This window comes from Cryobacterium lactosi (assembly GCF_004403945.1).
GTDB classification, from domain to species: Bacteria; Actinomycetota; Actinomycetes; order Actinomycetales; family Microbacteriaceae; genus Cryobacterium; species Cryobacterium lactosi.
The window spans coordinates 19,860-46,843 of sequence record NZ_SOHM01000031.1 but is presented as its reverse complement, the minus strand read 5'-3'; the positions used below and the strand labels follow the sequence as shown (position 1 = coordinate 46,843).

The following is a 26,984-nucleotide window of genomic DNA, read 5'->3' as shown; positions in this document are numbered from 1 at the left end:
GCAACGACGCTAGTAGCTATGGAGTCGAGAGATGAGACCTTCCGATGCCATGGATCGGCGTTGTAATCTGATGGCGTGATCGTCCCCAATGTTTCCCAGAGCGCCATGGCGGTCGCGGATCACTACGACGAGCTCGATCCGATTTATCGTCGGGTGTGGGGTGAGCATGTTCATCACGGGCTCTGGGCGACGGGTCGCGAGACGCCCGCCGAGGCCGTCAAGGCGCTTGTCGACACCGTCGGCGATCGGTTGCGCCTTATGCCCGGCGAGGCGTGCGTCGACATCGGTTGCGGCTATGGTTCCACCGCGAGGCAGCTCGCGGTAACGCGCAGGGTCCGCGTTACCGGCTTCACGCTTTCCGCTGAGCAGGCCCACTATGCTGCCGCGCATCCCGAACCCGAGGTGGACATCCATCTCCGCGACTGGCTTGTCAACGGGCTGGCCGATGCCTCGGCCAATGCCGCATGGGCGATCGAGTCGAGCGAGCACATGGTCGACAAACCCAGGTTCTTCGCCGAGGCGCATCGCATGCTCACGCCCGGCGGTCGCTTCGTCGTCTGCGCGTGGCTCGCCGAGACTGATGCTAGCGGTTGGAAGGTTCGCCACCTGCTCGAGCCGATCTGCCGCGAAGGGCGCCTGCCATCGATGGGCACGCGCGAGGAGTATGAGGCGATGGCAATGGCGGCGGGCTTTGCGATCGCTGGCTATGAGGATGTCAGTCGCCGCGTCGCGCGCACATGGACGATCTGCGGCCGTCTACTTGTGAAGGCCTTGCTCGTCGATCGCGAGACCCGTCGTCTCGCCTTTGGCGCACGCAATCGCATCTTCGTTCTGAGCTTCCCCCGCCTGATCCTGGCCTACCGCACCGGTGCGATGCGCTACGGGATATTTACGCTGTCGAAGGCGAGGGAGAATGAGGTGCCACGCGAACCCGGCAAATCAACGCCGCATGAGCCAGCTTGATCGCCACCTTCTCTTGTAATCCTCACGACCTCTAGGGCCGTGGAAGCCAAGCAAGCCGAAGTACTCGGTCAGGGTTTGTCCTGACCGCCTGAAGTCATCCTGACTAAATCCTGACTGGCCTGAAACGACAAAGCCCCGGACTACGTTACTTGCGCGTAAATCCGGGGCTAAATGTCGGGCTGACAGGATTTGAACCTGCGACCCCCGGAAGGCTGCAGCCTTAATTCGGTTGAAGCCGAAATTGTCCGGATACTCGCGGATTCCCCTGTGTTTACAGGGAACCGGGCGGTTCACTGTCTCCAATTGTAGGTCATCGTTTTGGGTCAAATAGAGATGAATTAGATGAGTAAATGATGACCTTGTGAACCCCGTATTGAGCGCTATCACGAGCCCCCTCTCAACCTCTTCCCCCATGTGCCGCCGCATGTGACGAGCATCGCCGGTGATGGCGATCGGTCGTGCGCTCGGTCTCGGTCTGGCTCGCATTACGGCGGCACTATGAGCTAGGCGCGATTTTGAGACACAGCACCGACAATCGGTCAAGAACGGCCCGACGAACGCGGGGTGCGCATCAAAAGAGAGCAACGCGATGAGACCACTCCGATACTCGATCAACGTCACGCTCGACGGCTGCTGACATCACGAGGCAAGGACTCCCCCGGACGAAGAATCGACGCGCTACTGGATCGGTCAAAACGGCAGTGCGATCCATCACGCGAGAGCATTTCGGGCCGTGAGCCGTGGCATTCCAAGACGCGACCGAACCAGCGGCATCCTTCTGGCGCTCCATCGCATCTGACCCCAATCCCGATGACGTTCGACCGACGTCCGCCATTGGCAAATGCCTTCACTGCGGCCACTGCCGGTCGCGGATCGCATGGACGGCTCCGCTGGAACAAATAACAGGGCTTCGAGAGGGCCCGCCGCGGCGAAGCAAACTACAACACGGAAATCATCGGTTTAGAGCTCAATCTTCTGCTCTGAAGAGTGCATATGCTTACCATCCCACACCCAGCAGTGGCAGCATGCGACCGTCTCCAGACAACTGCGCCCGCGGCGCCCGTCTCCGTGCTCAACGCCGCATAAACACAGACCTCCTCGGCTTGTACTGGAACATCAGCAACGCCCGCAACCTACGCTAAGCACGAGGCGGCTCAGGCACAGCCGCCCTCAACCAACTGGCTGATGCCTTGCGAGCCGAATTCCAAGGCATGAAAGGTTTCTCCCGATTGAGGAATACGTGCAGGCATCGCGCAAGCCTGGAAATGACAGAGCCAAATCGGCCAACAAACTGTTGGCCAATCGCCCTGGGAGCCTAGTTGCCGTCCCCCCCTCGACAAAGTCGACAGACATACACAGAAGCACACACACACAAAACCGTGAACGGGGTCAATCCTGAAATTGTCCTAATCAGCACCAGTATGGTGGAGGGATGTCGTGGTCAGATCGTCTCCTGCAGGTGGGAGGAGTCATCGCTAGCCTGGGTGGCGCCCTTGCAATTGGATTCTTCCTACTCACCAGAGAAGCGGACGGAGACTTTTGGACCTGGCCCGGTTGGTTGGGGATCGCGATAACTGGGAGCGGCCTGTTGGTCGTCGTGATCGGACTAGTCCTTCCCCTTACGAACGACGGTTTTGTTGGCACGCAACGCCAGAAGTCTGGGCGTCGGTCCAGAAATTACCAGGCTGGACGGGACATTAACATGGGAGTCAGAGGCGACGATGAGTAAAGTACCGCTAGATCAGACCGGCGGCGAGGGATCAACGAACCTACAGGCCGGTAGGGACGTTCACCTGCACGGCCTCACCATGGCGGAGGCGCGCCAAGTAGCTCTAGACGTCTTCACGGCAAACGCCCTTGAACTGCGCGGACTTGCGCAGGCCGTAGCCGTTAGCCGCGCTGAAGAAATAACCAACGACTTCCTCGACAAGCTGAGCATCACCAATCCGAAAAGCGCGGAAAGCCTCGCCGAACCAGATATGCAGAGCGTTCTGTTCGAGGCGCAGAAGGAGTACGCCCGCTCAGGTGAGGAGGACTTGAAGGAAGCCCTGATTGATCTCTTGGCGACACGTGCTGGCCAGACCGATCGTGACCTTCGGACGCTCGCCCTTAACGAGGCGATTCTATCGGCACCCAAGTTGACAGAGCAACAACGAAGAGCGGTCGCGTGGGTGTTCTTCTTGCGGTACACCAGAGACGTTGGCTCCGGGACTCCTGAAATGTTCTACACCCGGTTCGAAGAGGTGGTGGTGGCGCTTGGGACTAATGTCCCAAACCGTCACGCGGACTATCAGCACATGGAGTACGTAGGAGTCGGAACTATTTCGATCAGCTCGGTGAGCTTCGGTGCGGCGACCTGTTCGGGCAGCGAAGGCTTGTTCACGAACGGATTCCCAGAGACAACTGTTGAAGGTGAGTTGTTGGCGAGACTCCAGGGAGCCAACCTTGTGGTGCCTTGCATCCGCAATCCCGAGAATATTCAGCTAAACCTTATAGCCGAAGAGGAGCTTCCGGACCGGCTGAAGGGAGCAGGGCTTGAGTCGGATCTCGAAATGGTGCGTCCCCTCATGAGCATTGGTCGGATGTCGGAAGATGAAATTGCAACAGAGGCCGTCTCGCACGTTCCGGCACTCAAACCGCTTGTAGAAATGTGGGATTCTGACGCCACGGGATTCCGAAACCTGACCCTCACATCCGTAGGCCTAGCACTGGGGCACGCGTACTGGGCGCGACTTACTGGCCGCAAAGCGCCCCTGTCGATATGGCTATGAATAGGCGCAGCGCTGCCGCTTTACCTGAATATGCAACATAGCTCTGGAGCCCGGTTGGGGACTCCATTCGGATCGCCGGTTGAAGAGTGGCACCGAGCGCCCTCGTGCCTTGCGACATGGGCCGAGGGCTCAAATCGCTGAGATAGGCCGCGTCGCACATACCGCCACACGATTGTTGCCGGCCGAGCCGTTTCCTCAAACACTCTCGGCTCGCCGCCGCTGGGGAGAACCCCGAGCTCGGGCAACCCGCCATCTAAGCTGGGCCTTCTGCCCACGGAAGGAACCTCAATGAGCAGCGCTGACGCTGCCCTTAAACGGCGGGGCAGATTACGCTCGCCATGAGCAGTTCAAGCTGGGACGTGGCCTGGCTGACCGTCTGTGCGCATTAAGGGAGGGCAACGAGATGAGACCGCTCCGATACTCGATCAACGTCACGCTGGACGGCTGCTGCCATCAAGAGGCAGGACTCCCTCCGGACGAGGAGTCGATGCGCTACTGGACCGCTCAGCTGGCGCGAGCCGATGCCCTGCTGTTCGGCCGGGTGACCTACGAGATGATGGCATCGGCGTGGCAGAAGCCGGCCACGGGCGCGTGGCCTGATTGGATGGATGAATGGCAGAAACCGTTCTCCGAGACCATCGACGGGGCGAAGAAGTACGTCGTGTCGAGCACACTGAGCGAGGTCGATTGGAATGCCGAGCTGGTGCGAGGTTGACCTGGGGCACGCGGTTCGGCAGCTCAAACAGGAGCCAGGCGAGGGCCTGTGGGTCGGTGGCGTGACGCTCCCCCTAGCGTTGGCAAATCTGGGGTTGATCGACGAGTACGAATTCCTTGTGCAGCCGGTCCTGGCCGGACACGGGCCGACGTTGCTCGCCGGACTGCGTGAGCACATCCAACTCGAACTAGTGGACCGCCATGAGTTCCGGTCGGGGGCAGTCGCTTTGAGGTACCGGCCCACGCGAGTTGCGGCTTGACGTGATTGTCCTGGCCCGGTGGCCGCTCCCTCGCGACGGAACGACGGCTCGGGTTCAGGTTGCCCCGCGCTGGCCGTGCCCCAGGGCGAGCAGACATGGATCGGCTTCGTAGAGCTCACCGCGTTGTGGTCGACCGGGATGTTCTCTCGCTCGTTTGACTCGTCGCAGATCGTCCACCCCGGCTCCTCTAAGCGAGATACTGGCGGGCTGGACCCGAGAACGTCAACTCCGGCGAAAGTACATCACTGGCATGGTCGCGGGTACGGAGTATGTTCGGTGTGCTTCGTCTCCTAGGGAGACACTGATATGGAGAAGGTCAGCAACTTCTTGAAGGACCGTCCGGTCAGCTGTAGGCGGGTACGGTCCGAAGCCCACCCGCCACGCCTTGAATCTTGCGTTGGGACTCTTTACGAATACGCGTGTGTGATCGAAGGCGCTGTGGTCGTGCGCCTTCCAGTCAAACTCTGCCCATACATCAGCACCTACCAAGGTTTTGAGCGCTTGCACGCCTTGTGGAAAGCGCGAGGATTGCTCGATGAGCCCATGCTTTGTACCGTATTGCTTTGCCAACGTGAAAGTCATATCCGTACTATTGCAGTGCGCATCCACCACCCGCAACGGACTCATCACCCCCAAGCCGGGGCGGGAATCGCCCCGCGGTACCCGTCGATGCGGCCTCCCATCCAGGGCCGTGTAGCTCCTGCAGGAGAAATACCACGCGACTATCGCTACAACGCCAACGAGGATGAGACACCACCCCCGGCGTCGGCACCTACTGTGTACCAATGGACCCTGCTGAAGCACTCACAAGTTTTGAGTGTCCTGTCTCAACACCTCGTGGACACACGATCTCATGACATCGTGGACAGGATGTCTCACAGCGTGCTGATCAAGAGGCGGAAGCGACCGCGCTCATCGGCGCCGCCCTGTTCGAACGCTCAGCCGGCAAGTCCTTCGTTAGGGCTGTTCCACCAGTTCCGAGGAGTCAGCGGTGCCTGTCAGCTCTGACTGATCGAATTCGTCCTGCGGAACGTCGTCGACAACTGTCGCGTCAATGATATCTTCCTCTTCAGCTCGATGGCCTGGCTTCGTAAGTTCCAAGGTGGCAAGGTGCTTTTGGAGCCGCTTGGACATGGGCAAGAAGGTTGCAAGGGTGAGGCCCCCCGAGAGCACGGCCCCAAGGACGGGAATGATCTTGGCTACACCGCCAGCAAAGATCTGCTTCGTCATTCTGACTCCAAGGTACGCCGCAACTTTCTTGACCACTGGGTAGATAGCCCCCTTGGTGAGAGCTTGCTGCGGCAACTTCTTCAGCGCCTGAGCGGCCATCATGTTCGCCACTTTCGCCACGCCACCCTGGGCCATCTGGAGCCCAAACATCACCCCTACGAAGAGCGTGAGAATGCCCTCCGTGGCGTCGTCGAGTTCGTCGCCCTCGCCGTCGTCGGCAAATAAGTTGGGCCAGCTGTAGATATAGGCAAGTTTCTGGGCGATGCGGAGCACGTGGCCGAAGTACTGCGCAAGGTCCGCTGGCACAGTGCCGATCATGGCAAACCCGCCGGGTATCCCGGCAGCGGCTGAGAGCGCGGTGACCTTTGCTGTTTCGTACCCGATCGAGTCGTTGGCTGCCGATGTGATGACTCCGAATGGAATGCCCGCGGCCGCTGGGCTCTCGGCGATCGCCCTCTCGATCTGTTCTTCGGAACAATGCCGCTTTAGCGCGGCACGCAGGTAGGAGGCCCTGTTGATGCGCACGCCTGGCAATCTTGCCGCAGCGTCGAGTAACTGTGTGAACTTTGATCCAGCATTTTCAATCTCTTTGTTCTCGGCCATGGGCCTAAGCGTAGCTTCGGCCTCCGTCAGGCTTGAGGATCAACGCGCAGTCAATCGAGGCAGTCTGCGGCCTTGACGACACTGCGAGAGAGCGCCCATATGGGCGGCGATGACACGAGTGGCTCCGCGAGTCCTCCACAGTCGGGGTGGAGGTTCAACGGCCGCTGCCATGGCTCCACGAGGAGTTGTTCATCGATGTTGAGCACGATGATGCTCGGGTCCGATTGAGCCGCGAGTACAGCTGCGCAACGAAGCTCTCAAACCTACAGCGACCTCGAGTGGTCCGATAGTGCCGCTGTCGACGTCTACGCCGAAGGGGCCAAGCGAAAACTCGAACGTTGTCTTGTTGCTGGACCAACGAGCAACGCTCAGCTTCGAGTCGCCTTCAAAGAGTTCGGCGCTGAGCTTCGTCATTCCTCTGGTCGATTTGTTCTGCAGGCTCACTCTTACGCGCCCCCGTTTCTGGGCCTTGATCGTGCGCCGGGGATTGGCAGACTTGAAGCATGACAAATGCGGGACAGTCGGCAGCAAATGCTGCAGCAGAGGCAATGCGGCTAGGTAACGAAAGCCTTGCCAACCTCCAGCGTGTAGCACGAGAGCGCGCTGCAGCTGCACAGCGGAAGGAGGGCCTGGCAACACAGGGCCGCACAGCGCTTGCGTCTGAGGTGACCGCATCCGGAATTGAAGAGCTTGTGGATGCGATGAGCAAGAGTTTGGAACTTGCAGAACAGACGCGGCTCAGCGCGGAGCGAGCCGAAGTGCGTTCAGCTGAGTCTGAAAGGCGCACGCAAAGGCTGGCTGTCTGGACGCTGTGGTGCACAGTGGCCTCGCTGGCGTTTGCCGCGGCCGCCTTGGTCATCTCGCTTGTGAAGTAGGGAGCCACTCGTCCGCTTGCAACGTGTGCAGTGCGTTGCCGGCGTCGCGGTGTGTTCACACCGTGCCGACCGCTGCGTCGACCTTGAGGGTTGGTGCTGGCGAGCGGCTGACTGTTGGCGGCGACCCTCTAGGTTGACCGAATGGATTGGCAAGGATCAGCAGCAGTACTCGGACTTCCGCTTGCAGCAGGCGCCACAGTGTGGGCGAGCGGTCGTGGCTTCGTGTTCTCGAACGACTCGTCGCAACTCGCGCAGGCATGGCAGATGTATCCCGTGCCCAGAAGCTCGCGGACAGCTTCATCGAGGATGTGACTGAGGAGATCTATTTTTGGTATCTCAAGCCATTGCGGCTGCAAACAGTACGAATCATGCTCGCGGCTAGCCTTGTTTGACGCTGATCGGTGGGTTCGGCGAAAAAATCAGCGGTGTCGAATTCAGCACAATGCAGAGCACTGTGCTCTCCGTCCTATGCATGGGCACATCCTTGATCTTGCTTATCGCCGGTACGCTGGCAACCAGGAAAATGCAACGAATTGCAGGCTCTGCCGACACCCGCAAGTTTGTGGATGATGCTGTTGCCGCTGAAGGCCCTAATCGCGTGCTAATTCGATTCGGTAAGTGAGATTAAGACACGGGCGGAGTAAGAGCTCTGCGGCCGGGCCCGCGTGCTTTCGCCCCGGCGCCGGCCTGGACCAGGCCAGACATCAGATCCCGATCGAGGACCACCGCTCTGGGGCTGCTTCAGCGTCCACGCCTGTGGAATGATCCAGGGATGGACTTTGCCCGAATTGTCGTGATCATCCTCTACGCAGCGGGGCTCGTTTTGCCCGTGCTCGGCGCCTTCTTGTTGGTCCGACGCGCGAATCAAACTATCCGAGTTCAAGAGGCTGGGCTTGCAACAAGCGCGCGGTTGTTTGATGAATGGCTCGAAGAAGCGTCGCACTACGAGCTTGCGGGGAGCCGCAATGAGAAAGTAAACCGGCGTCGCAATGAGGTGAATGAGAAGTTTGATGCACTTTTCAAGGCTGAGGGGCTCATCACGCCGAATGGCCTCAATGCGGATCCGACTGGCGATCGTGCCGTTATTCGGGCGCTTCGATTCGCTGCCAAAGGGAATGGTGGGAACGCAATGATCGTCGGAATTGGCCTTGTTGCCTCGACGATCGCGAGCGTCTGGGCGCTGTACTTGCCCGCCGCCTAGCCATTCGAAGGTGAGCCGGTGTCAGGCACGGGCTGGGAGTCATTTTGGCGGCCGCTAGCATCGGGGCATGGATACTGCTGCTGTCGCACTCATCGCCGCCGGCATACCCGCGTTGGGTGCTGCCGTGACTTACGCCGCGGCAGAGTTTGTGAAGAGTGCCCATGCGCGCCGCGAGCGAGTTGCGCAGGCCGTGAGTCGGGTGCAGGATGCGCTCGAGCGTGTGCCTGTCGTTGAGGCGCGACCGGTGATCGTTCGGATGTATTCTCGGCCTGATATCGAGATCGCTAGCTCGGCCATGAGGCTGTTCGCGGTGCTCCCGCGAAAGGACAAACCGATGGTGTTTTGGCTTGCACTTCAGAGTGACGCGCTGGCGAGGGCAGACCGAACCGAGCGTGTGAGGGTCGCCGCCGCGACTAACTCGCGCTTGTTGTTCTGGCACTCGGATCGTCGCCGAGCGCGCCGATGGTTCAAGGACAACATTGAATTTGACCAGGACGGAAACTTGCAACTGGTTTCCTCGAAGTAGCCAAGTCATCTGTCGACTAGACACACGCCAACAGGGTCAGAAACGACCAGCTCCACACCCCGCGTCGACTTGCCCATCCCCACCGGCGTCGCTGGCGGTACCGGGTCCAGCGCGGCACCGTCAATAAACATGCTCTTGACGTGGCCGGCAAAGTCACCGCGGCTGAAGCACCAGCCGTCGACGACACGTTAGTACGCCATACCCACTTCACAGAGCGCTGCAGGTCGGTCAGGGGTTTGTCCGCAAGTGCGTCACACCGGAATACCCCACCATGGCTGGGTAGACGCTGCCACAATCACATCCAAATTGGGAGAAGGGGTCGGCGTCATGTCGTGACCTTAGCAGCGGGTCGGGGGTCTCCGTCCCGCCAAGCGCCGCAGCAGATCGACACCCGAACAGTTCGACACGTTCATGGTGATTGGATGCGTCTCGCTGCACTTGCGATATCGTGCGTTTATGACCATAGACAGCGCAGTCGGCACGAGTTCTGCAACGAAGATCGTGGTGACCGTCGACAATGTCGCTTCGAGCATCACGGCTGACGACCTGATCGAAATCATCAACGCGGTCGTTTTCGCTTTTGAGTTCAGCGCATCTACTGCGCAGGACGCCCTGAAGCAGGTCTACAACTCAAAGTCACCGAGCCGCGAAAGCCGATTCCGCGAATCAATTCGAGTTCGTCGTATGGGATATGGCAGTCCTGTTCAAATCGTCATTGATCTGAAGCCAGTCATCGACTTCTTGACTAATGGAGGCTACCTAATATTCCTCGGCGTTCTCGCAAAGATTTTTGTGGACGGAACGACGAGTTGGAAAAACCTTCAAGAAGTTACGAATACACGACGCAAAAACAAATTGCTGAGAGATCGTATGAAACGCGCTAGGAATGCCAATACGAGGATACTCGCCGAGCCCACTGGGGAGGAACTTAGGCGGCTCGCGGAGGAAGAAAAAGCAGCCATGCTGAAGCTGTTGGAGCCGCTAGTGCGAGAAGTATTGACGGACATGCCGACAGAAATGGAAGTTAGGGGCTCTCAAAGGGTATTGATTGAGGCTGAAGGGTTCGTTGTTCGCAACATCAACGCAGCGGCTAGAGCCGCCGAAGCACTCGAAGACAAGAACGTAAGTTACAAGCTTGAGTAGGCTCTACATTTCCTATCCGTTCATTGATATTCAGGGCAAGTATGGGCAACATCTATAGCTTCATCATCTAAAGAAATCCGGTGACAACCCGAGATATTTGCGAACCTCCTGCAACATGATTCTTCGCGACTCGAGTTGCCCAGCAATCCCCTTCGCGGCCACCTTGGCGCTTGGCTGGATACTCAGATTGACGTCAGACACGTATTGGAACACCGCCCTTGAAAGTGAAGCGGGCGCAATGATCGCTATCTCATTGGCCTTGTCGTACATTGAGGCCTTCTCGTCCGCGACTGCTTTGTTCGCCCGAGCCTTGGCCGGAACCGAATCATCGAAGCCTTCGCCGTCGAGTTCATAGTTATATTGAGCGAGATCGTACAAACGCGGTGAGTGGGCAAGAATGCCCGCAGTAAGGGTTCTCACTAGCTCGTGCCAGCGGATGTCCGCTTCTAGCTTCGCTTTTCTTTTGTCGTTGGCGCGGTTGAAAAGAAAACCTAAGACCGCACCACCAAGCAGGAAGGAGCCGGCCACCATGGGGACACCCCACCAAGGGGCTGGATCTGGAGTGATAGCGGCTGCTGCCCACAGAGCCGCGTCGATCATTTCTTGACCTCTTCGATGCCCAGATACTCTCGAGTCGCGTCCACCAGCACGGTAATGGCAGGACGTAGCTTTGCTCGGTATTCGTCCGCCTGATCATCACTGGCGAGCCGCAGCTGCGTACTGGCCTTTATGACTCCGAATAGCGCATCGGTGATCGTTCCTGGTGCGACCAGACTCAGACCACCCTGAAGCTCCAATAGGTTGTCATGCTCTTCTTGTGCTCGCGTCACGCTCAACGCGTAGAGGTGATCTGCTTCATCTTGATCATCAGGATCGGGTACGCTCACGAGACCTTCTCGGTCCGCAGACTCCTGGTGAATCGCCCGCGCTGACGTAACTGCTTCCGCCACAAATGTGCGCACCTCATCGTGCCACCTGATCGCGTTATCTCTCTTAGCCTTGAGTCGGTCTGCGCGCCCGGTGAAGAAGTAAGTAGCGTAGGCACCGACAGCCAGCGTGACGAACGGCAAGAGCGTTGCGATCCAGTCGAAAGACCCTGCGTCATTGTTGACGAGCTCAATAAGGATCGGAGTGGGAGAAGGTGAGGGAGTAGCCACATCGAGACTGTATCAGTGGGCATTACTCCGGTCTTTTGGCCAGAATCACCTAGCGTCATATTGGCGGCAAAAGGACACCCGCAATCCATGTCGAAGACTATTCGCAGCATCATTCAAGAACATCAATCTTCGTGAAGCGACGGAACTGCTGTCCGATGGACTTCCTGGTGTCGCCCAACTGCCAGTAGTGGGCACTGAGGGTTGCGTCCAAGGCGATGTCATCTACGTGGGCACGCTGAGTCGTGAACGCTGTGAGAGAGAGCCGTCGTCGACATTGTCGCTACGGCTACGTGCTCGCTCTGAAGCTAAGTGACTTAGGTCTTGCCGACCGGCCATTGAGTATGCGCGAATAGCGATCGCCATACGGGCACTGCCCCGTTACTTGATCGGTTGGACTCAGGGCGCCTTCATAGGGGTTTCTACGACGGTGCCCCAAAGTTTGGAGTCGTGAGGTGAGAGTCCGAGTTTTGTGTATTGCTGAATGTGGACTTATCGTCCCCGAATTCCTTTTAGTGAGATGTCTCCCCGTAGCTAATACGTCCTGCGACGGATTCAGCGACGCTGGCTCCTACCATCGCGATCAGCACCATTCCGAATAGCGCGGTTGAGGTCGACAATCGAACGCACGACGGGCGCCCACTTACCGTCCATGAGCACTGTGCGCGATCGGACCAGGCCGCTCAAGGCGGTGAGGACGTTGGCAATCGCCCGGGGTGATCCGCAAACCCGCCGGACGCACTCTGCGATGTCGTGGCCTTCATTGACGGTCCGGACGATCTGGACTGTCTTCACGACAGCACGATCGACAATTCGGACCTGAAATGCCTCCGGCTTACGAGCTCGTCTGTCGTCGTGCGCTGCTTTGCGGCAGCGAGGTCCGCAGAAGACACGCGGTCGCCCTGTGATCGCGGCCGGCGGCAGCGTCGCGCCGCACCGGATGCACAAGGTCGGAGGGATCCGTCGGGTGCTGGTCTTCTTCACGTCATTCACAGTCGAAAGGTGCGCCAAGCGGCCCCGTTTCGTCACCGACGAAACTGGCATGTCCTCTATCTGCAAGAGGCGTGGCAACTTAGCCGACGGGCACGAGGGTCGCTCGGGACCAATGTGCGCAGTCAAGCCGGTGCGGCGATCTGCCTGCCGGCCCATGGAGATCCCGGCCGACCAACGGTTGATCGAGGCTAAGACAGTCCAGCTGTGAGTGATTGGCCGGGCCGTGCCTATGGTGTAACGCGCATAGGCCTAGTGGGCACAACGACGCCTTAGTGCCGCAGCCAACCCACTCGGTTCAGGGTCCAGACTGAGAACTACCAATATTCAATACACCAAGCGACTGGATACAAGTGCCGACCAAAAGGATCTTCTTTAGCCACGCCTCGGAAGATAAGGCGACTGTTTTAGCCGTGCACTCCGAGCTCATCGCTCACTTTCCCGACCTCGACGCGTGGATCGACACGTATGAGATCGTTGGCGGCGACAGCTTGCTCGACAAGATCGCCGAAGGTATGGATAACGCCGACAAATTCTTCGTATTCCTCTCGCCAATCTCCGTTACTAAGCCGTGGGTTCAGCGGGAGCTAAACCGAGCGCTGACCCAGGAGATAAAAGGCACTAAACCCGACTACGTCGTCCCGGTACTTCTTGGCAATATCGACAGGGTCCCGCCCTTTTTGGAGGAGAAGAAGTACATCGACCTTCATCGCCAGACAGTCGCAGAGTGGACCGCCGAGATGAAGGCCTCGATCGACGGCAAGGACGCTTTACTCCGATTGGAACCGAACGCCAATTTAAGGGCGAAGTGGCACACCACGACTGGTAGGCCCAACGTCGGCGCCGTGACCTTCTCGGTCGCAAGCTGGGCGGAGAACCTCTCCTTTTACATGCGTACCACCGTCCCCGTCTTCACCTATGACCACGTTTGGATCAAGGGCGGTTTTCGCGGTGGCTTTACGGCTCACGACGCCCCGCTTTCTAACGAGGCTGGCGATCACTTCCTCGTCTATGCACTCGCTAACACGAGGTTGTCGCCGGGCGACGAGTTCCAGGTGCGGATGCGATTTCCCGCCGGTGTGAGTTTCAAGGATTCCTTCATCTCTGCGGGTTTGTGGGACGGGTCCGGGCCGTCGAACACCCTGATTTCGCAGGGCTCTGACTTTAGCGTCAGGCCGCCGGTCGACGGTCCCGACGAGGCGCCAGCCGCCTAGAAGCACGGGCACCCGCACGCCGGTCACGCGCACAGGACCGCGAGCTAGATCTCTCTGAGCGTCGTCTTTTGCTAGGCACCTCGGTCCATGAGGGATGTTCGGCGCTTCCCAACCGCCGCCAATGATCGCATTCCATTGCCTAAGAGTGGGGGCGTGCGGACTGGCGATGATCCAGGTCGTCGATCAGTTGAATGCTGGAGACGTATAGGTTGAAGATCCAGTTGAGATATTCATCGCCATATTCACTCTTCTGACGATCGTTGCGGTGCCGGATGGCGTAGTTATTAGCAATGTCAAAAAGGCTGGCCTCGTCTCCCCTCTGAAGGGATGATTTAAGCAGATCTCGGCGCCGTTCTAGTTGGCCGGCGAGCAGTCCAAGTGCTGCGACTTTTTGCGGTCGCCCAGCCGATCGAGCACGAAAGTCCCTCAATGCGTGAGCCACTTCGTCCGCAGGGTCATCTCGGCGCGATTCCAATTGCTTCTCGACAACTTTCTCAAGCGGCTGTGGAAGGACGCTCGTTAGTCGGCCTTGTTCGCCAGGATTTTTACTTAGTCGTACGTCAAGTCCGTGTGCCTCAAGTAATTCGTTGACCCGCCACCTATAGACAGCCGTTCCGGATTCCTTATTCCAGTCGGAATAGTGCGGTCCACAGCCCCCAAAAGGGTGAAGTTCTCCGGGTAGGCGGGGCCGGTATGCCTGGTCGTGGAAATACTCGATCAGGCTGAACAGCTTCTCGACCGGATAACTCGCGGCCTCGTCGGCTGGGATGGGCCAAGTGATCTTGAGTCGCACACTGCGGGAGATCTTTGTTCCAGCGGCGTCGCCACTCCAGTCACGATCATCAACACACTGTTTGGGAAGCACTCGTGGAAAGTATCCCAGATAGCTCATCTCCTCGATAAATGACGAGAAGCTGTCCACCGCTGACGTACCTGCTTCCTTCGTAACGGGATCGCTGTACCCATGCCGTTGAGCCCAATACTCCGGCTCTCCACGTTGATTGGCAATCTTCTCGTCAGCGAACAAAGCGGCGAGCCATTTCTCAATCCGAGGTCGAGAGGCAACGTCGCTCTGGGTGTCGAAAACATTCCGAACAGTCGCCATTGAGCGAAAGAAATTGTCCTGAGCATCGTCTTCTTCGAACGCTTCATTGACAAGTTGCCCCACGGCGCTCATTACCAAGCCCTCGTCCCCCAGGGCCAATAATCGTTCGGCTTCCCACTTGAAGAGTTCGCGCGGCCATCTCAAAGAGTATTCAGGTTCTAGCACTGGCATGCCCCATCTCGTAGGTCTCCTGTTTCACTTTGCTCGGCGCTGATAACGCTACTGGCCCGGCAATCCACCGACCGTCGACAACCCGACATTCAGGCGACGGGAATCTGATGGAAGTACCAGCAGCCCTTTCCATCGGAAGCACTTCTGGGCTGGGCGCGAAGGTAAGCGTGAACCGGATCTGCGACTGATTTTTGGAGCAAGAACAGCCTTGGGAAAGCATGCGGCAGCCGCCTGCCTTAGGTCGGGGCGCATCGGCTGCTGCACTCGTAAGTTCTTGGTGTGCCGCTAGCATCGGCGAGAAGCTCTCAAGCTGGGTGAGATTGGACACCAGGTCGATCGATTCGATGCCCCGACTGTTCAAGAAACCACGTCCTAGGCTGATGAGAGGGCAAAAACGGGTGATTCTCCCCCCTAAGCTAGAGACGATCTTGGAGGTGCCTTGGTTGGATTCATGCCTGTTCGAACGTCCACTTCGACCCATGAGGACGTTCGATGGACGATCGAAGACGAAGAGCATCTCGCTCGTGTTGTGGCGGTAGTAGCTTTGGGCCAAGCCAGGCACGCCGCTGAACTGATCTCTGCGCTCGATCCTATTGCGCCGGCATTCAACACCGAGCAGCTCCGGGATGCGGCGCTATCGAGCATCGTGATCCAGCCTGGCACTCAGGCGCAAGTGGATGCCCGACGTTGGCAAAGAGATGGTCTCCTCTTTGAAGTGATTTCTTGGGTCGCCTTGATCGAGACGCATTCCGGAAGTCAGTTCCTTGTTCGGGACCCTCACCTGGGTTCGACTACCCAAGGGTTGGATGGCCTGCTCCTGGAGCTTAACGCGACTCGAGATGAGGTGACGCGGACTGTGATCATTGAAGACAAGTGCTCCGAGAGGCCCAGACGCACCTTTCAATCGCTCGTAGTGCCCGCTTTTCTCGACCATCACAGCAACCGCCGAGCGCCGGATTTGGTCGCAACCGCCGCGAGCCTGCTCAGTCGTCTACCTGACCCGAGTCGAGCCGTCCAGCGTGCGTCCGCCGTCCTGGACATTGGCCGTCGGGGATACAGGGCGTCCCTCGCAATCGAAACCGGGTTCGATTCCTCTCCCAAGCGGCACAACCTGTTTAAGGGATATGACGCGTTGACCGGGATGATTCCGGCGAATCGTGAGGGCGGTGCGTTCGTCGTCGGAGCCGAGCTGCGCCCGTGGTTCGAACAATTCGCAGCTCGTGTCTGTCATGAGCTCGCTACCACCGAGTTGAGTGATGATGTTTGACAGCGAGTCTGAGGCGTTTCTTCGAAGCGCCCCGGCGATCGAGGGACTCGACCCTCAGGTGCTCCCAGAGCGGTTCACCGCTGCATACGCCCAGTTGATCGCGGCGAGGGTGCGCGGCGAAGCATCTGCACCTGCTCCGGACGGAGACACTTGGTCGCTATCCGGGATCGCTGATGTTTACGAATTGATCGCAGCAACTTCAAACGACTCTCGCGTGCGCGAGCCCGCGGCATTCGTAGCGGGTACTGCGCAACAGCTACTGGCGCAAGCGAGTCGACTCTCTCCGAATAGCACACGGGTCGCTTCGATCGTGAGTCGTGATGCGATGGCTCCCGAAGTAGCCGCTCCGCTTCTATTCTTGATATCCAAACAGTTCGCCGATGCGGCCGATGCCGCGACGAGCATCGTCCCTCCTCGGTTCGCGATCGACCCGTTTGGACGTCAGCTTCTTAGGAGCGTGAGCCTCCTCGCCCGTGGAAAGCTCGCAAGGGTGGTGGGACTTGAAGACGTAGATGCCGTTGCGTCTACGGACCTAGGCCGCCGGTCTGAAGAGACACTGAAGCTAGCCCTGCTTCGCGCCGTCAAAACGATGGCGGCCAGGCTACTCGGCGGTGAGGAGGATCCTCGCCCTGTGCTAACTCAAATTATCGACTTATGCGACGGACCGGCGCTGGCGGCAGGGCAAGCGGTCTCGACCTTCCCGGGTTATCAGCAAGCAGCGAGGTTGCTCTTGCTGGGGTTCAACGCGCTCGATGGCAACGCGCTCGTAAACGTGCCATCTCCACCGGGGACAGATGACCGATATTGGAGTTCTTGGGTTCGCCATCGGGCCACGACGGCACCCTTCGTCTGGCCAAACCACGAAGAAGCAATCGGGCGAGGATTTCAGAATCCGGGCGTCTCGGCAGTACTGGTTCTTCCTACTGGAGCGGGCAAGACAACCCTTGCGAGCATGAAAATTGCCGCTGCTATCGGGCAGTCTGCTCGGGTTCTGGTACTAGCACCCACTCATTCCCTCGTAGAACAGCTCACGGCGGACTTTTCGAGGATCTTTCCGGAGCTGGATACGACGCCCTCCGGTGATGTCGGATCCGCGTCGATCTCGGTTATGACTCCTGAACGTTGCCTGGCGCTGTTGTCATTCCAACCGAATTCGTTTGAGGACGTGTCGCTGATCGTTTTCGATGAGGCTCACCTGCTAAGTAACGAGTCGGGAACCCGACGATCCATGGACGCCATGTTGGCCGTTCTCATGTTGACACGTCTAGTACCCAACGCAGACCTGCTAATGCTTTCTGCAATGCTCCGAAACGGCTCGCAACTTGCCGGATGGATTGAGGAAATCACTGGACGACCTTGCCTTTTTTTCGAGCCGCTATGGAAGCCGAGTCGGCAAGCTCGGGGTGTCGTCATGTATCAATCGTCCGAGCTGGACTCTGCGCTTCAAGCTGCCACAACCGCGCATCTCGCGGAAGATGACCGCGTAGGCTCAAGGTCCGCGACAGTTCGATCAGTGGCCCAGGCTGAGTTGCAGTTGACGCCGTTCGGTCTGTTCGGCTTGGAGAACAACTGGCTCAACGAGACGACCGCAGACGTCACCATCCAGCAGATGATTAGCGGAAAGGTGAACATTGTTGGAAAGCTCAAAGGTCGCCGGGTTCTACCGACGCCGAGCGTGAACCGCGTAGCGGTCTCTATCGCTCACGCTGCCGCAATGAGTGGTCTCAAATCCATTGTCTTTGCCAATGTGAAAAGCCACACGATCTCAATGGCTAGGGATCTCCGGAGCATTCTTGCGGTCAACGCGACAGTATCGGATGCTGATCAAGAACTCTGGGATGACCTCGCGGTGGAGCTTGGAGGATTGGAACACTCTCTAAATGCTCCGGGTGGCGGGGTTGTATGCCACAACGGCCTGATGTTACGCGTAGAACGGATGTTGGCAGAGCGGTCCTTCAGACGACCAGACGGCGCTCAAATCATTGTCGCGACCCCGACGCTCGCTCAAGGAATGAACCTGCCCGCGGACATTGCAATCCTGGCGAGCGAGAAGCGAGCGGGAATGTCTCGTGGGCGAGAGCCACTCGCTGCACACGAACTGATGAATGCAGCCGCACGCGCTGGAAGAGCCGGACATGTTGCAAACGGTCTGGTCGTTCTCGTCTCCGAAACCGTGCTTACCTTCGAACCCGAATCTCCCTTGGGAGCGGACTTGATAGGACGCTTGAAGGCCATTTTACCAATCGATGATCGGAGTATCGAACTCTCGGACCCGCTTCAGTCCATCTTGGATCGTCTCACCACTGGAATGGTTGAGGACCCGGACGTCGAGTACTTACTCAATCGGCTTCGCCTCGAGAACCTACCCGATAGCGCGCTTTCTATCGGTTTTGTCGACCGCAGCCTCGCTGGCTTTCAGGCGAGGCACGCCGGGATTGAAGGGGCGTTTGCTCAACAGGTTCAACAGCTGAAATCGCTGTTGGAACGTCGGGCCGAAGAGTCCCCCCTCGATGAGAACTTAAGTGTCATTGCTGCTCAAACCGGTTTAACGGGGGAACTACTGCGAGAGCTGGAAACCGACCTTTTGGCTGCGCCTGACTGGCCCCAGTCAATTTCCGCGTGGGTGGCGCTAACATTCACCTGGTTGGCTGCCAGCGAACGCACTCGACGCCAACTGTTTGGCGGCGAAACAGGAGCACTCGCGCAGGCAGCCGGGCAATCGCTCGCACACGAGCTCACCCGGGAGGACCTGCTGCGGCTCGAGTCCGGAGTTCAGGCCTGGATATCAGGCGATCCACTCAATGCCATCGAACTCGCGCTTGGATCGGACGCCTCTGGAAAGAATGTGAACTGCCTACGCGCCCGAAACTTAGTGACGAAGGCTATCCCTCTTTCGATCACCTTTGCAGTCAGTGTTATCGCGCTCGTTGCAAAGGGAATCGACCGAGAACTAACACCCGAATGCGAGCTGTCATTGGATTGTGTGGTGACGGGCGTGCGGGAGGGATTCAATTCTCCTGCACTGATCGCCTTTGCTCATCTCGAAGGTCAACGTAGCCTACGAGTAGGCAGTCATCTGAGTCTCGCTGAACATCCGCATTTGTCGGCGCTCGAGAGTCGTGTTTCCAACTTGGAGAACTTACTGGCGCTCATGCAGATGTACCACACTCCGAGTTGACCGTTCTCGGACCTCAAAATGACCTTGCACACCTCCGGCAGCGTCGTGGCCGCCAGAGCGTCGACGGCTTCGGCGATGCCGCGCTGGGGCTGCAGGCTGGCGATCTATGCGAAGACCGATTCGTCGCCGAAAACAGCTTTCGCAGGGGCTGCGCGGCCCGTTATGGCGGCTGGGAGGGTTCAGCCGGCGTTGCACGGCCGTGTCCGTAGCCGGTTTCCGAAACTCGCTCTTTCTGGTCTCCCGATTCTCCGTAGCTTCCGGTTTCGAGAATGGAACGATTGCAAACGCTCGATCCTCGGCGCAAGATGGACGGTAGATCTTAGAAGGCCCGCGCGTTGCATCGACGACCTGATTCTCGGGCTTTTTGTAAAACTCCAGATGGAACGGTGGGGCCACCGTGGCACAACCGTGAACGGTGGTCATCTCTCGCCAACGCCGGTCGATGTGTGCGGCGGTTCAAACCGAGGATTCCCTGCGAAGCGGCATAACCCCAGATGGCACGGTGTGGCCGCGGCGGCATCACCGCGTACAGTCGCGATCCTACGAAACCTCGTTTGCGGACGACGGAGTGAGATTTGCTTCTGCAGCACAAAACCCCAGATAAGGCGGTGCCGCCACCGTGGCGGCACCGTGACAAGTCGGCATGTACCGCGAACGGCCGGTCAGGACAGCTGCGTCGATCGGGTCGCAGATTCTCTTCGAAGCAGTAAAAGACCAGATGGCACGGTGCTGCCGCATCGGCAGCACCGTGCTCAGCCTTCGTCCTTCGCGAACGCCCGATCGAGGAGCGCGGCGGTGGCCGGGTTCACCAGCTCACTGCGTTGGATGTAGTGCATCACCGTGACCCTGGTGTCCGTGTGACCGAGCAGCTCTGCGGCGAGTTCGATACTGGCGTTCGTGTTGACCGCAGTTGCTACCGTGCGGCGGAACATGTGCGGGGTCACCCCGTTGATTCCGGCGCCCTCGAGCACCTGTCGCAGTTGCCGGCGCACGTTCGCCGTCGTCAGCGGCGTGCCGTCCCGGGACTGGAACAGCAGGTCATCCAAGCCCATGCTCCCGACCTTGGCGAGCCGCCGGCGGACCGCGTCGGAGGTAAAGGTAGGAATGGCGACAACGCGCGTGGACTTGGCGGTTTTGGGGTGGTCCTGCCGGAAAGTCTGCTCCCCCTTTCGGCTGACGATCGTGCCGGCCAAGCGGATGGAGGGCACGGGGCTGGTCATGTCGACGTCCCGGCGGCGGATGGCGAGCACCTCGCCGATCCGGGCGGAGGTGCCGAGCATCACCTCGATGATCGCGCCGAGCTGGCCGTCAGGTTTGGGGCCGGACGTGTGGTTGACGGCGCTTTCCCACTGGGCGATCGCCGCGCGGATCACGTTGACCTCCGGGGCCATGAGCGCGGCGGGGATGTGCGGCTCGCGGTGCAGGCGGGCCACGTGGTCCATGGGGTTGCGCGGCAGGACCTCGTGCCGCACCGCCAGCTCGAGAGCGAGCCGCAGCACCACCCGGGCCTGCTTAGCGCGATTGTAGGAGATCTTCGCCAGCTGCTTGATGAACTTGTCGCAGCGAGCCACGCCGATCTCCCGCAGCGCCAGGTGATCGAAGGCGGGTGAGACGAGGGTGCGCATGTTGCGCTCGTAGAGGTTCCGGGTGGTCCGGGAGATCCGGTCCTCCAGGTCGATGTCCTCCAGCCAGTAAGTCACCAGGTCGCTGAACAGGCTGTCCGGCGTGAGCGACGTGTCGGCGGGTTGGAACAGGTCCCGGTCGGCGATCTTGGCCTTCAGTGCCCGTTCGGCGGCCTTGGCTGTGGCGCCGCTGGCCTGCACCAGACGCGCGTGACCGTCCCAGTCTCGATAGCGGGTTCGCGCTGCGAATCGGCCGGACGGTAGCTTGCGGGTGGTGATGTCACCGAAGGTGCCGATGGTCAACCGTTGCCGGGGCATCTCAGCTCACCGCCGATCGTGGCGCCTGGGCTCGCTGGTGGGCTCTCGCTGTTGGGCGATCCAGGCTCGCACATCGGAGATGGCGAACTTGAGGTGTTTGCCGAACCGGTACGCGCTGGGGCCTTTGCCGTGCACCCTCCAGTCGTAGACGGTGGAGATCGGGATGCCTAGGTAGGCGGCCAGTTCGTGGACGTCCATCAGGGGCTCCAGGCCCCAGTCGTCCGTGGAAGGAGAGGTTGGGTTCTCGTTGTGAATGCTCATACCCAGAAGGTGTGCACGAGAATCCCGGACGATCGGGAGGAACCGAAACCGACCTCAGTACCTCGCACGACAAGGCCGGCTCAGCGGCGGGAATGGGCTGAAAGTGATGACGTAGTGATGACACAATCAAATCTCTTAACCAAAAAAGTCCCGGAAACCCTTGAGTTTCCGGGACATTTGGTCGGGCTGACAGGATTTGAACCTGCGACCCCCTGACCCCCAGTCAGGTGCGCTACCAAGCTGCGCTACAGCCCGCCGTTTCCCGGTGGATTCCCGTGAGGGCATCTACCGGAGACAACTGGACTAGCTTACCGCGTCGGGAGAGTGCTCGCGTTCACTTTTGGAGGTTGGCGAGAGGTTGACAACGGCTGAGAGGGTTTTAGTGTCTACCGGAGACGGGGCACCGGATCTCGACAGGCTCGATCAGCGGGTGGGCGGGTTGGTCATCGAGAGGTCACGGGGTCTCGACAAGCGCGACCAGCGAGATGGGCGCGACCAGCGAGAAGGGCTCGATCGGCGGGTGCGTTGGGTGTCGAGAGGTTGCGAGGTCTCGACGAGCTCGACCACCGAACGGGGCTCGAGTAGCGAGACAAGCACAGGCGGGACAGCGACGATTCCCTGCTCACACATAGGTTGTCCATAGGAACGGTGCGTAGCGTGACGCGAGGTCGTTCTCGGCCGCACCCACAACGAAGGAAGTTATGTCCCAGAAAAGCTCAGGCCCCCTGTCCAAGTTCAACCTCGCCCTGGCTCTGCTGTGGCTGGTCGACGTGGTCGTGACCGTTGCGGGGTACCTGGTCCTCACTTCCTCGAACGCCACCCAGGCCGAGTTCTACACGTCGCAGTCCTCCGACTACGTCGCGTACTTCACGGCCCAGTCCGGCAGCAACCTGGGCGCCACCCTGCTCGGTGCCGGCGTGATCGGTTTCATCATCACCCTCGCCGCGCACGCCGTGTCCTGGTCGATCAGCAAGAACGCTGTGGTCACTTCGCCGGTGAACGCCACCGACGAGCCGGACTTCGACTTCGACGATGACACCGACTTCGACGCCGAGGAGACCGCCCCGGTGCAGGCGCGCGCTGCCGAGGCCGGCACCGTCACGGCCGCCGCCGGTACCGCTCCGGCCGACCTCACCCCGGCGGCCTCCGTGCCGGCCGATGAGCAGGCGCCCGCCGCTCCCGCCGAAACCGGCACGGGCGACGAGCCCACCGACGAGCCCAAGACCGCTCGCTAACACCTCCCGCGCGCAAGCGCACAGAGGAATGCCCGGGGGCGGTGCCCTAACAACCGCCCCCGGGCATATCTATGTTTGGGCCTCCCCCGCCCAAAAACCTACTCGGGAAGCGCGTCGAGGAGCTTCTTCACCTCGGCGTCGGAGAGCGCCGTCCACGGCGACCCGTCGGGGTTCCCCGCCGCGGCATCCGGGCTCTCGCCCTGGTTCCACCACTTGCTCTCGTACGGCACCCCGTCGAAGAGGATCTGGTCGCCCTTTTCGTAGATGGCGGTACCGTCCCAGTCGGGGTAGGTGCCGGCAGGCAGGGTGGGCTTGGGAATCGGGGTCTCCCCCGGCAGCACCGGGCCGATCAGCACCCACGGCGTCTCCCACTCGTTGAGCACCGGGTTGTCGGGCAGGTCGCCTCGGCTCCACCACTTGGTCTGGTACACGTTGCGGTGCCAGACCACCTTGGTGCCCTCGAGGTAGGAGGACTCCTCCGCCCAGATCGGGTACGGGCTGGTCGCCGGGTTGTCGACGACCGATTCGATCTGCTTGGCCTCGTCGGTGGTCACCGTCGCCGCCGCTTCGACCGGGCGACCGGTGAAGCCCTCGCCCAGCAGGTCCACGAACTTCGTGTCGCCCTGGTCGATGCCGCTGCAGGAGTCGGACACCCGGGTGACATCCGCGTAGTTGGACCCGCAGGTGATGTCCCGGTTCAGCGACCACACCGACATCCGGCCGATCTTCTGCTCCCGGGCGAAGGCGTTCAACGCGGTGGCGTCGTCGAGGCCGAAGACCTCCCCCGGCACGTCGTTCTGGCCGGCCATCGGGGTGATGCCGATCTTGCCCCACACGGTGGCAGCCGTCAGTTCGGTGCCGGCCCGCGAATACAGCGTGCCGATCTGCCGGTGCGCGGCCGTGACGGCGCGCACGGATGCTTCGGCCATGGTCTCGTCGGCGTCCCTGCTGCTGCCGTAGTTCATGGTCATCAGGTTCACCCCGGCCAGGTCCACGCCGCCGTCGAGCATGGCGCTGACCATGGTGGTGCCGTCTTCGGTGAGGCCGGAGGTGGCCACGGGCAGGGTCAGCCACACCGCGAGGTCGTCGCCGGCGGCGCGGCGGTCGGTCTGCAACTCGGCGATCGCAGCGGCGCGGCGCGTGGCGGCGGCCGTGTCGGTGAGGTTGTCCCCCTCGAGGTCGAGGTCGATGGTGGTGACCTCGTACCGGTCCAGCACGTCGGCGTAGGCGGTCACGAGAGCCGCCTTGTCGGTGCAGGAGGTGCCGAGCTCGGTGTTGAGCAGGCCGCCGAACGACACGACCACCTGGCCGCCGAGCTGCTTCACCCGGGCGAGCCGGCGGTCGAGGTCCAGCTCGTCCGACGCCTCGTCGAGGGTGTAGTGGGTGCCCCAGGTAGGGGTGCAGGCGTCGTCGGTGGCGGCGACGATGAAGGAGAGCACCACGTCGTTGCCGGCCTGGGCGGTCGAGGCCTCGAAGTCGTAGGTGGGGGTGGCAGTCACGTCGACGTAGCCGGCGAACCAGGGGTTGTAGGCCTCGGCCGCCTGCGCGGATCCCCACCACTGCACACCGAGGTAGCCGCCGGTGGAGAGCGCCACCACCAGCACGATGCCGAGGAACACCCGCACCACCGAGAGCCGGCGGCGCGGCGGGGCGACCCGGCCGGCGATTTCGGCCGGTTCGGCCATCAGCGGTACGGCGGGTGTGGTGTCAGGGGCGCTCATTTGAGGGCTCCCTGCTTGGCGGTCTTGGCCGCGGGCTGGCCCACGAACGGGCCGGTGATCACTTCCACGTCGCTCGGCAGTGCGCCCACCGCATGGCCGTGGTAGATCACGGCCCGCCAGTCCAACACGGGTTCGGCCGCCTGCGGCGGCACGGCTGCCGTGCGGGTGCTGCCGCGCGGGGGCCGTTCGATGAACATCCACTGGGTCAGGCCGAGCACCACGTCCACGACCGAGTTCCACAGGCCGATGTAGGCGAGAATCGCGAAGCTGGCCAGCAGGGCGTTGAATCCGGCGAACGCGGCGTTGCCCCAGTTCTCGTTCGAGACATCCCGCCACAGGGTGAGCGCGGAGAACGCGACGATCAGGAACGGCACCAGGACGAACATGATCGGCGAGGCGGTGCGGTTGCGCACCTTGGGGGTGCGGGCGAACGGGATCTTCTTGCTGGTCACCGCCTGCTCCAGCGACTTGAGCACCCCGGCGAGGTTCACCGGCAGCAGGATCAGGTTGAACCCGTAGATGCGGAAGATGTCGCTGAACTTGTAGCCGCAGGAGCGCAGGTCGCTGCCCATGGCGAGGAAGTACGGCAGCGCGGCGAGCACCACGACCGGGCTGAGCAGCCGGCTGTCGTACGGGTAGGCGAGCAGGAAGATCAGACCGAAGCTGGCCCAGGCGATGCTGCTCATGTAGTTCACCCGCAACGCCAGTTCGATCAGGCTGATCGGATGGCCCGCCCGGCGGCGTTCGCGCAGCTGGCGCCACAGCTTGGGCAGGATCAGCAGGCCGCCGTTGGCCCAGCGACGGCGTTGCACGATCAGCGACCCGAAGTCGGGCGGGGTGGCGCTGTAGCTGAGCCGTTCGGGGTAGTTCACCAGCGACCAACCGTGGGTGCCCAGGTCGATGCTGGACTCGGTGTCCTCGATCACGGTCCGGTCCTGCACATACCGGCGCACCTCGAAGCCGCCCACGGTTTCGACCTCCACGATGTCCTCGAGGGCCACCTTGCGGATCACCGCGTTGGCGCCCACCCAGAAGGTGGCGCCGTAGTGCGACATGCCCTGGTGCAGGATGTGCTGGATGTCGGTGGTGGCGCCGGCGAGCCGCTCGATGCGGGTGGGGGCGCCGCGGAACGAGGAGTACGGCGTCTGGGTGACGGCGACCCGGGCGTTGTCGGGCTGTTCGAGCAGGTAGACCAGGCGCAGGCAGTAGTCGCGCAGCAGCAACGAGTCGGCGTCGAGGGTGAGCAGGTACTCGGAGTCCCGCACCACGAAGTCGGCGGGTGCATCGTCGGCGACCGGGCGCAGGATGGTGCCGTCCGGTCCGCTCTCGCGCTGGAACCGGCGGCCCATCAGGCCGATGTAGGCGTTGAGGTTCATCGCCTTGTTGGCGTCGTGCGACAGCGACGAGTACAGCTTGCGTTCGAAGGTGTCCAGCTCGGCAGAGAAGGTCCAGACCAGGCGCCGGTGCAGTTCGAGCATCCGGGGGGCGGTGGGCGCGGTGCCCTCCTTGGCGGCGGCGCTGAGCGCGGCACCGGTGAGGGACAGCTCGGCGGCGAGCCCGCCGAGCACCTGCTCCACGAAGAACGTGTCGACGTGGTCGTTGATGGTCTCGGCGGAGGCCATCGCCTGCAGCCAGCGGGCGGCCCACTGGTAATTGTCGGCGAGGCGTTGCACGGCGCGGGTGCTGGGCTGGGGCACGCTGTCCAGCTCGAGCTCGCAAATGAGCAGCTCCTCGATGAACCGGGCCCGGGGTTCGGCCAGGGCCCGTTCGATGTCCCGGGCGATGCTGCGGGAGGTCTGCAGCTGCGCGGCCACCACCGGGTCGGTGGGGTGCGGCGGGTCATCCAGCAGCAGCACGATGCGCAGGTCGGGGTACTCCTGCAGTGCCGCCGACCAGAGGGTGGCCCGCACCACGCCGGGCTCCTCGCTGTAGGACGGCACCAGCACGGTCAGGGAGCCCTGGTGGGAGCTGAAGTGACTGTCCAGCTCGGCGCGGGGCACGCGTACGTGGTCGCGGAACCGTTGCAGCGCCCCCTGCCTGGCGATCAGGTACATCAGCGCGGAGAAGCTGAGGAAGGTCACCACGATCACGTAGGACACCGCCTCGGTGGTGAACCGGAAGCTTTCGGTGCCGTTGTTGAGGAACTGGCGCAGGATCGTGTAGATGATGTACGCGACCCAGGCGAGGACGGTGGCGATGATGGCCAGGCGGCCCCAGGTGATCTTGGAATCGCTGGGAATATCGTGCACGGTGGGCAGCGGTTGGGTGCTGCGTTCGGCACCGAATTGACGTTTGCGGGCAGGCGAAGCGAGGGACTTCGAAGGCACAGTGACTACATCCTTGGGTAGGGCCAGGGATCTCGGATCAACGGTCGCGAGTTTCGGGTTCTCGTAAGGACCAGGTATCAACGAAATGCGGGACACGGAAATGTCGGAAGGGCTACGGAGCGTAGCTCAGCGTGG

The 26,984-nt window shown here is 60.8% G+C and carries 19 protein-coding genes, 1 tRNA gene and 1 pseudogene; 12 read left to right on the top strand and 9 right to left on the bottom strand.

Annotation, left to right across the window (positions count from 1 at the left end):
- The first annotated feature begins 75 nt into the window (after positions 1-75).
- The 3 genes and pseudogenes from E3T61_RS13890 (at position 76) to E3T61_RS13875 (ending at position 4,708) form a co-directional block, all read left to right on the top strand.
- Entirely contained in the window at positions 76-963 is an 888-nt protein-coding gene (locus E3T61_RS13890) for a class I SAM-dependent methyltransferase (RefSeq protein WP_134641442.1), read from the top strand.
- A 1,721-nt stretch (positions 964-2,684) separates the two neighbouring features.
- Positions 2,685-3,734 (top strand): LPO_1073/Vpar_1526 family protein, encoded by a 1,050-nt coding sequence (locus E3T61_RS13880; protein ID WP_134641441.1) that lies wholly within the window; start codon positions 2,685-2,687, stop codon positions 3,732-3,734.
- Between the two features lie 403 nt (positions 3,735-4,137).
- Positions 4,138-4,708: pseudogene (locus E3T61_RS13875) on the top strand (dihydrofolate reductase family protein).
- A gap of 957 nt (positions 4,709-5,665) precedes the next feature.
- On the opposite strand, the gene E3T61_RS13870 reads toward E3T61_RS13875, so the two are convergent.
- A complete protein-coding gene (locus E3T61_RS13870) occupies positions 5,666-6,541 on the bottom strand; it encodes a hypothetical protein (protein WP_134641440.1) in 876 nt (291 codons plus the stop codon).
- 503 nt (positions 6,542-7,044) lie between these two features.
- Between E3T61_RS13870 and E3T61_RS13865 the strand changes: the two genes are divergently transcribed.
- The 5 genes from E3T61_RS13865 to E3T61_RS13840 all read left to right on the top strand — a co-directional run bounded on the left by E3T61_RS13865 (position 7,045) and on the right by E3T61_RS13840 (position 10,286).
- Positions 7,045-7,416, top strand: a complete 372-nt coding sequence (locus E3T61_RS13865; RefSeq protein WP_134641439.1) for a hypothetical protein — start codon at positions 7,045-7,047, stop codon at positions 7,414-7,416.
- 388 nt (positions 7,417-7,804) lie between these two features.
- A complete protein-coding gene (locus tag E3T61_RS13860; RefSeq protein ID WP_134641438.1) occupies positions 7,805-8,038 on the top strand; it encodes a hypothetical protein in 234 nt (77 codons plus the stop codon).
- Positions 8,039-8,188: 150 nt separating this feature from the next.
- Positions 8,189-8,617 carry a hypothetical protein gene (locus E3T61_RS13855; RefSeq protein ID WP_134641437.1) on the top strand — a complete coding sequence of 143 codons (429 nt, stop codon included), beginning with the start codon at positions 8,189-8,191 and terminating at the stop codon, positions 8,615-8,617.
- 67 nt (positions 8,618-8,684) lie between these two features.
- Complete coding sequence (locus E3T61_RS13850) at positions 8,685-9,143, top strand: hypothetical protein (RefSeq protein WP_134641436.1); 459 nt, start codon at positions 8,685-8,687, stop codon at positions 9,141-9,143.
- Between the two features lie 456 nt (positions 9,144-9,599).
- Positions 9,600-10,286 (top strand): hypothetical protein, encoded by a 687-nt coding sequence (locus E3T61_RS13840; protein WP_134641435.1) that lies wholly within the window; start codon positions 9,600-9,602, stop codon positions 10,284-10,286.
- Positions 10,287-10,349: 63 nt separating this feature from the next.
- Here E3T61_RS13840 and E3T61_RS13835 read toward each other — a convergent pair whose 3' ends face one another.
- Positions 10,350-10,886 carry a hypothetical protein gene (locus tag E3T61_RS13835; RefSeq protein WP_134641434.1) on the bottom strand — a complete coding sequence of 179 codons (537 nt, stop codon included), beginning with the start codon at positions 10,884-10,886 and terminating at the stop codon, positions 10,350-10,352.
- Positions 10,883-11,443, bottom strand: coding sequence for a hypothetical protein (locus E3T61_RS13830; RefSeq protein WP_134641433.1), 561 nt, complete (start codon positions 11,441-11,443; stop codon positions 10,883-10,885). The genes E3T61_RS13835 and E3T61_RS13830 overlap by 4 nt, the downstream gene beginning before the upstream one ends.
- Positions 11,444-12,783: 1,340 nt before the next feature.
- Here E3T61_RS13830 and E3T61_RS13825 point away from each other — a divergent pair.
- The gene (locus E3T61_RS13825) at positions 12,784-13,644 is read left to right on the top strand and encodes a toll/interleukin-1 receptor domain-containing protein (RefSeq protein WP_166793237.1); all 861 of its coding nucleotides are present in this window, start codon (positions 12,784-12,786) and stop codon (positions 13,642-13,644) included.
- A gap of 139 nt (positions 13,645-13,783) precedes the next feature.
- On the opposite strand, the gene E3T61_RS13820 is transcribed toward E3T61_RS13825, so the two are convergent.
- Entirely contained in the window at positions 13,784-14,920 is a 1,137-nt protein-coding gene (locus E3T61_RS13820; RefSeq protein ID WP_134641431.1) for a hypothetical protein, read from the bottom strand.
- Positions 14,921-15,371: 451 nt separating this feature from the next.
- Between E3T61_RS13820 and E3T61_RS13815 the strand changes: the two genes are divergently transcribed.
- Both E3T61_RS13815 and E3T61_RS13810 read left to right on the top strand, forming a co-directional pair.
- Complete coding sequence (locus tag E3T61_RS13815; protein ID WP_134641430.1) at positions 15,372-16,187, top strand: hypothetical protein; 816 nt, start codon at positions 15,372-15,374, stop codon at positions 16,185-16,187.
- Positions 16,188-16,545: 358 nt separating this feature from the next.
- Positions 16,546-19,365, top strand: coding sequence for a DEAD/DEAH box helicase (locus E3T61_RS13810; RefSeq protein WP_166793236.1), 2,820 nt, complete (start codon positions 16,546-16,548; stop codon positions 19,363-19,365).
- 752 nt (positions 19,366-20,117) lie between these two features.
- Here E3T61_RS13810 and E3T61_RS13800 read toward each other — a convergent pair.
- From E3T61_RS13800 to E3T61_RS13790, 3 genes are all read right to left on the bottom strand, one after another.
- Complete coding sequence (locus tag E3T61_RS13800; protein WP_134641428.1) at positions 20,118-21,305, bottom strand: tyrosine-type recombinase/integrase; 1,188 nt, start codon at positions 21,303-21,305, stop codon at positions 20,118-20,120.
- A gap of 6 nt (positions 21,306-21,311) precedes the next feature.
- Positions 21,312-21,566 carry a helix-turn-helix transcriptional regulator gene (locus tag E3T61_RS13795; protein WP_241992574.1) on the bottom strand — a complete coding sequence of 85 codons (255 nt, stop codon included), beginning with the start codon at positions 21,564-21,566 and terminating at the stop codon, positions 21,312-21,314.
- 178 nt (positions 21,567-21,744) lie between these two features.
- A tRNA-Pro gene (locus E3T61_RS13790) sits at positions 21,745-21,821 on the bottom strand.
- A gap of 446 nt (positions 21,822-22,267) precedes the next feature.
- On the opposite strand from E3T61_RS13790, the gene E3T61_RS13785 reads away from it, so the two are divergent.
- The gene (locus E3T61_RS13785; protein WP_134641427.1) at positions 22,268-22,801 is read left to right on the top strand and encodes a hypothetical protein; all 534 of its coding nucleotides are present in this window, start codon (positions 22,268-22,270) and stop codon (positions 22,799-22,801) included.
- 98 nt (positions 22,802-22,899) lie between these two features.
- Here the strand turns inward: E3T61_RS13785 and E3T61_RS13780 are convergent, their stop codons facing one another.
- The gene (locus tag E3T61_RS13780) at positions 22,900-24,522 is read right to left on the bottom strand and encodes a chitinase (protein WP_241992573.1); all 1,623 of its coding nucleotides are present in this window, start codon (positions 24,520-24,522) and stop codon (positions 22,900-22,902) included.
- Complete coding sequence (locus E3T61_RS13775; RefSeq protein WP_134641426.1) at positions 24,519-26,849, bottom strand: glycosyltransferase family 2 protein; 2,331 nt, start codon at positions 26,847-26,849, stop codon at positions 24,519-24,521. Before E3T61_RS13775 ends, E3T61_RS13780 begins: the two co-directional genes overlap by 4 nt.
- Between the last annotated feature and the right edge of the window lie 135 nt (positions 26,850-26,984).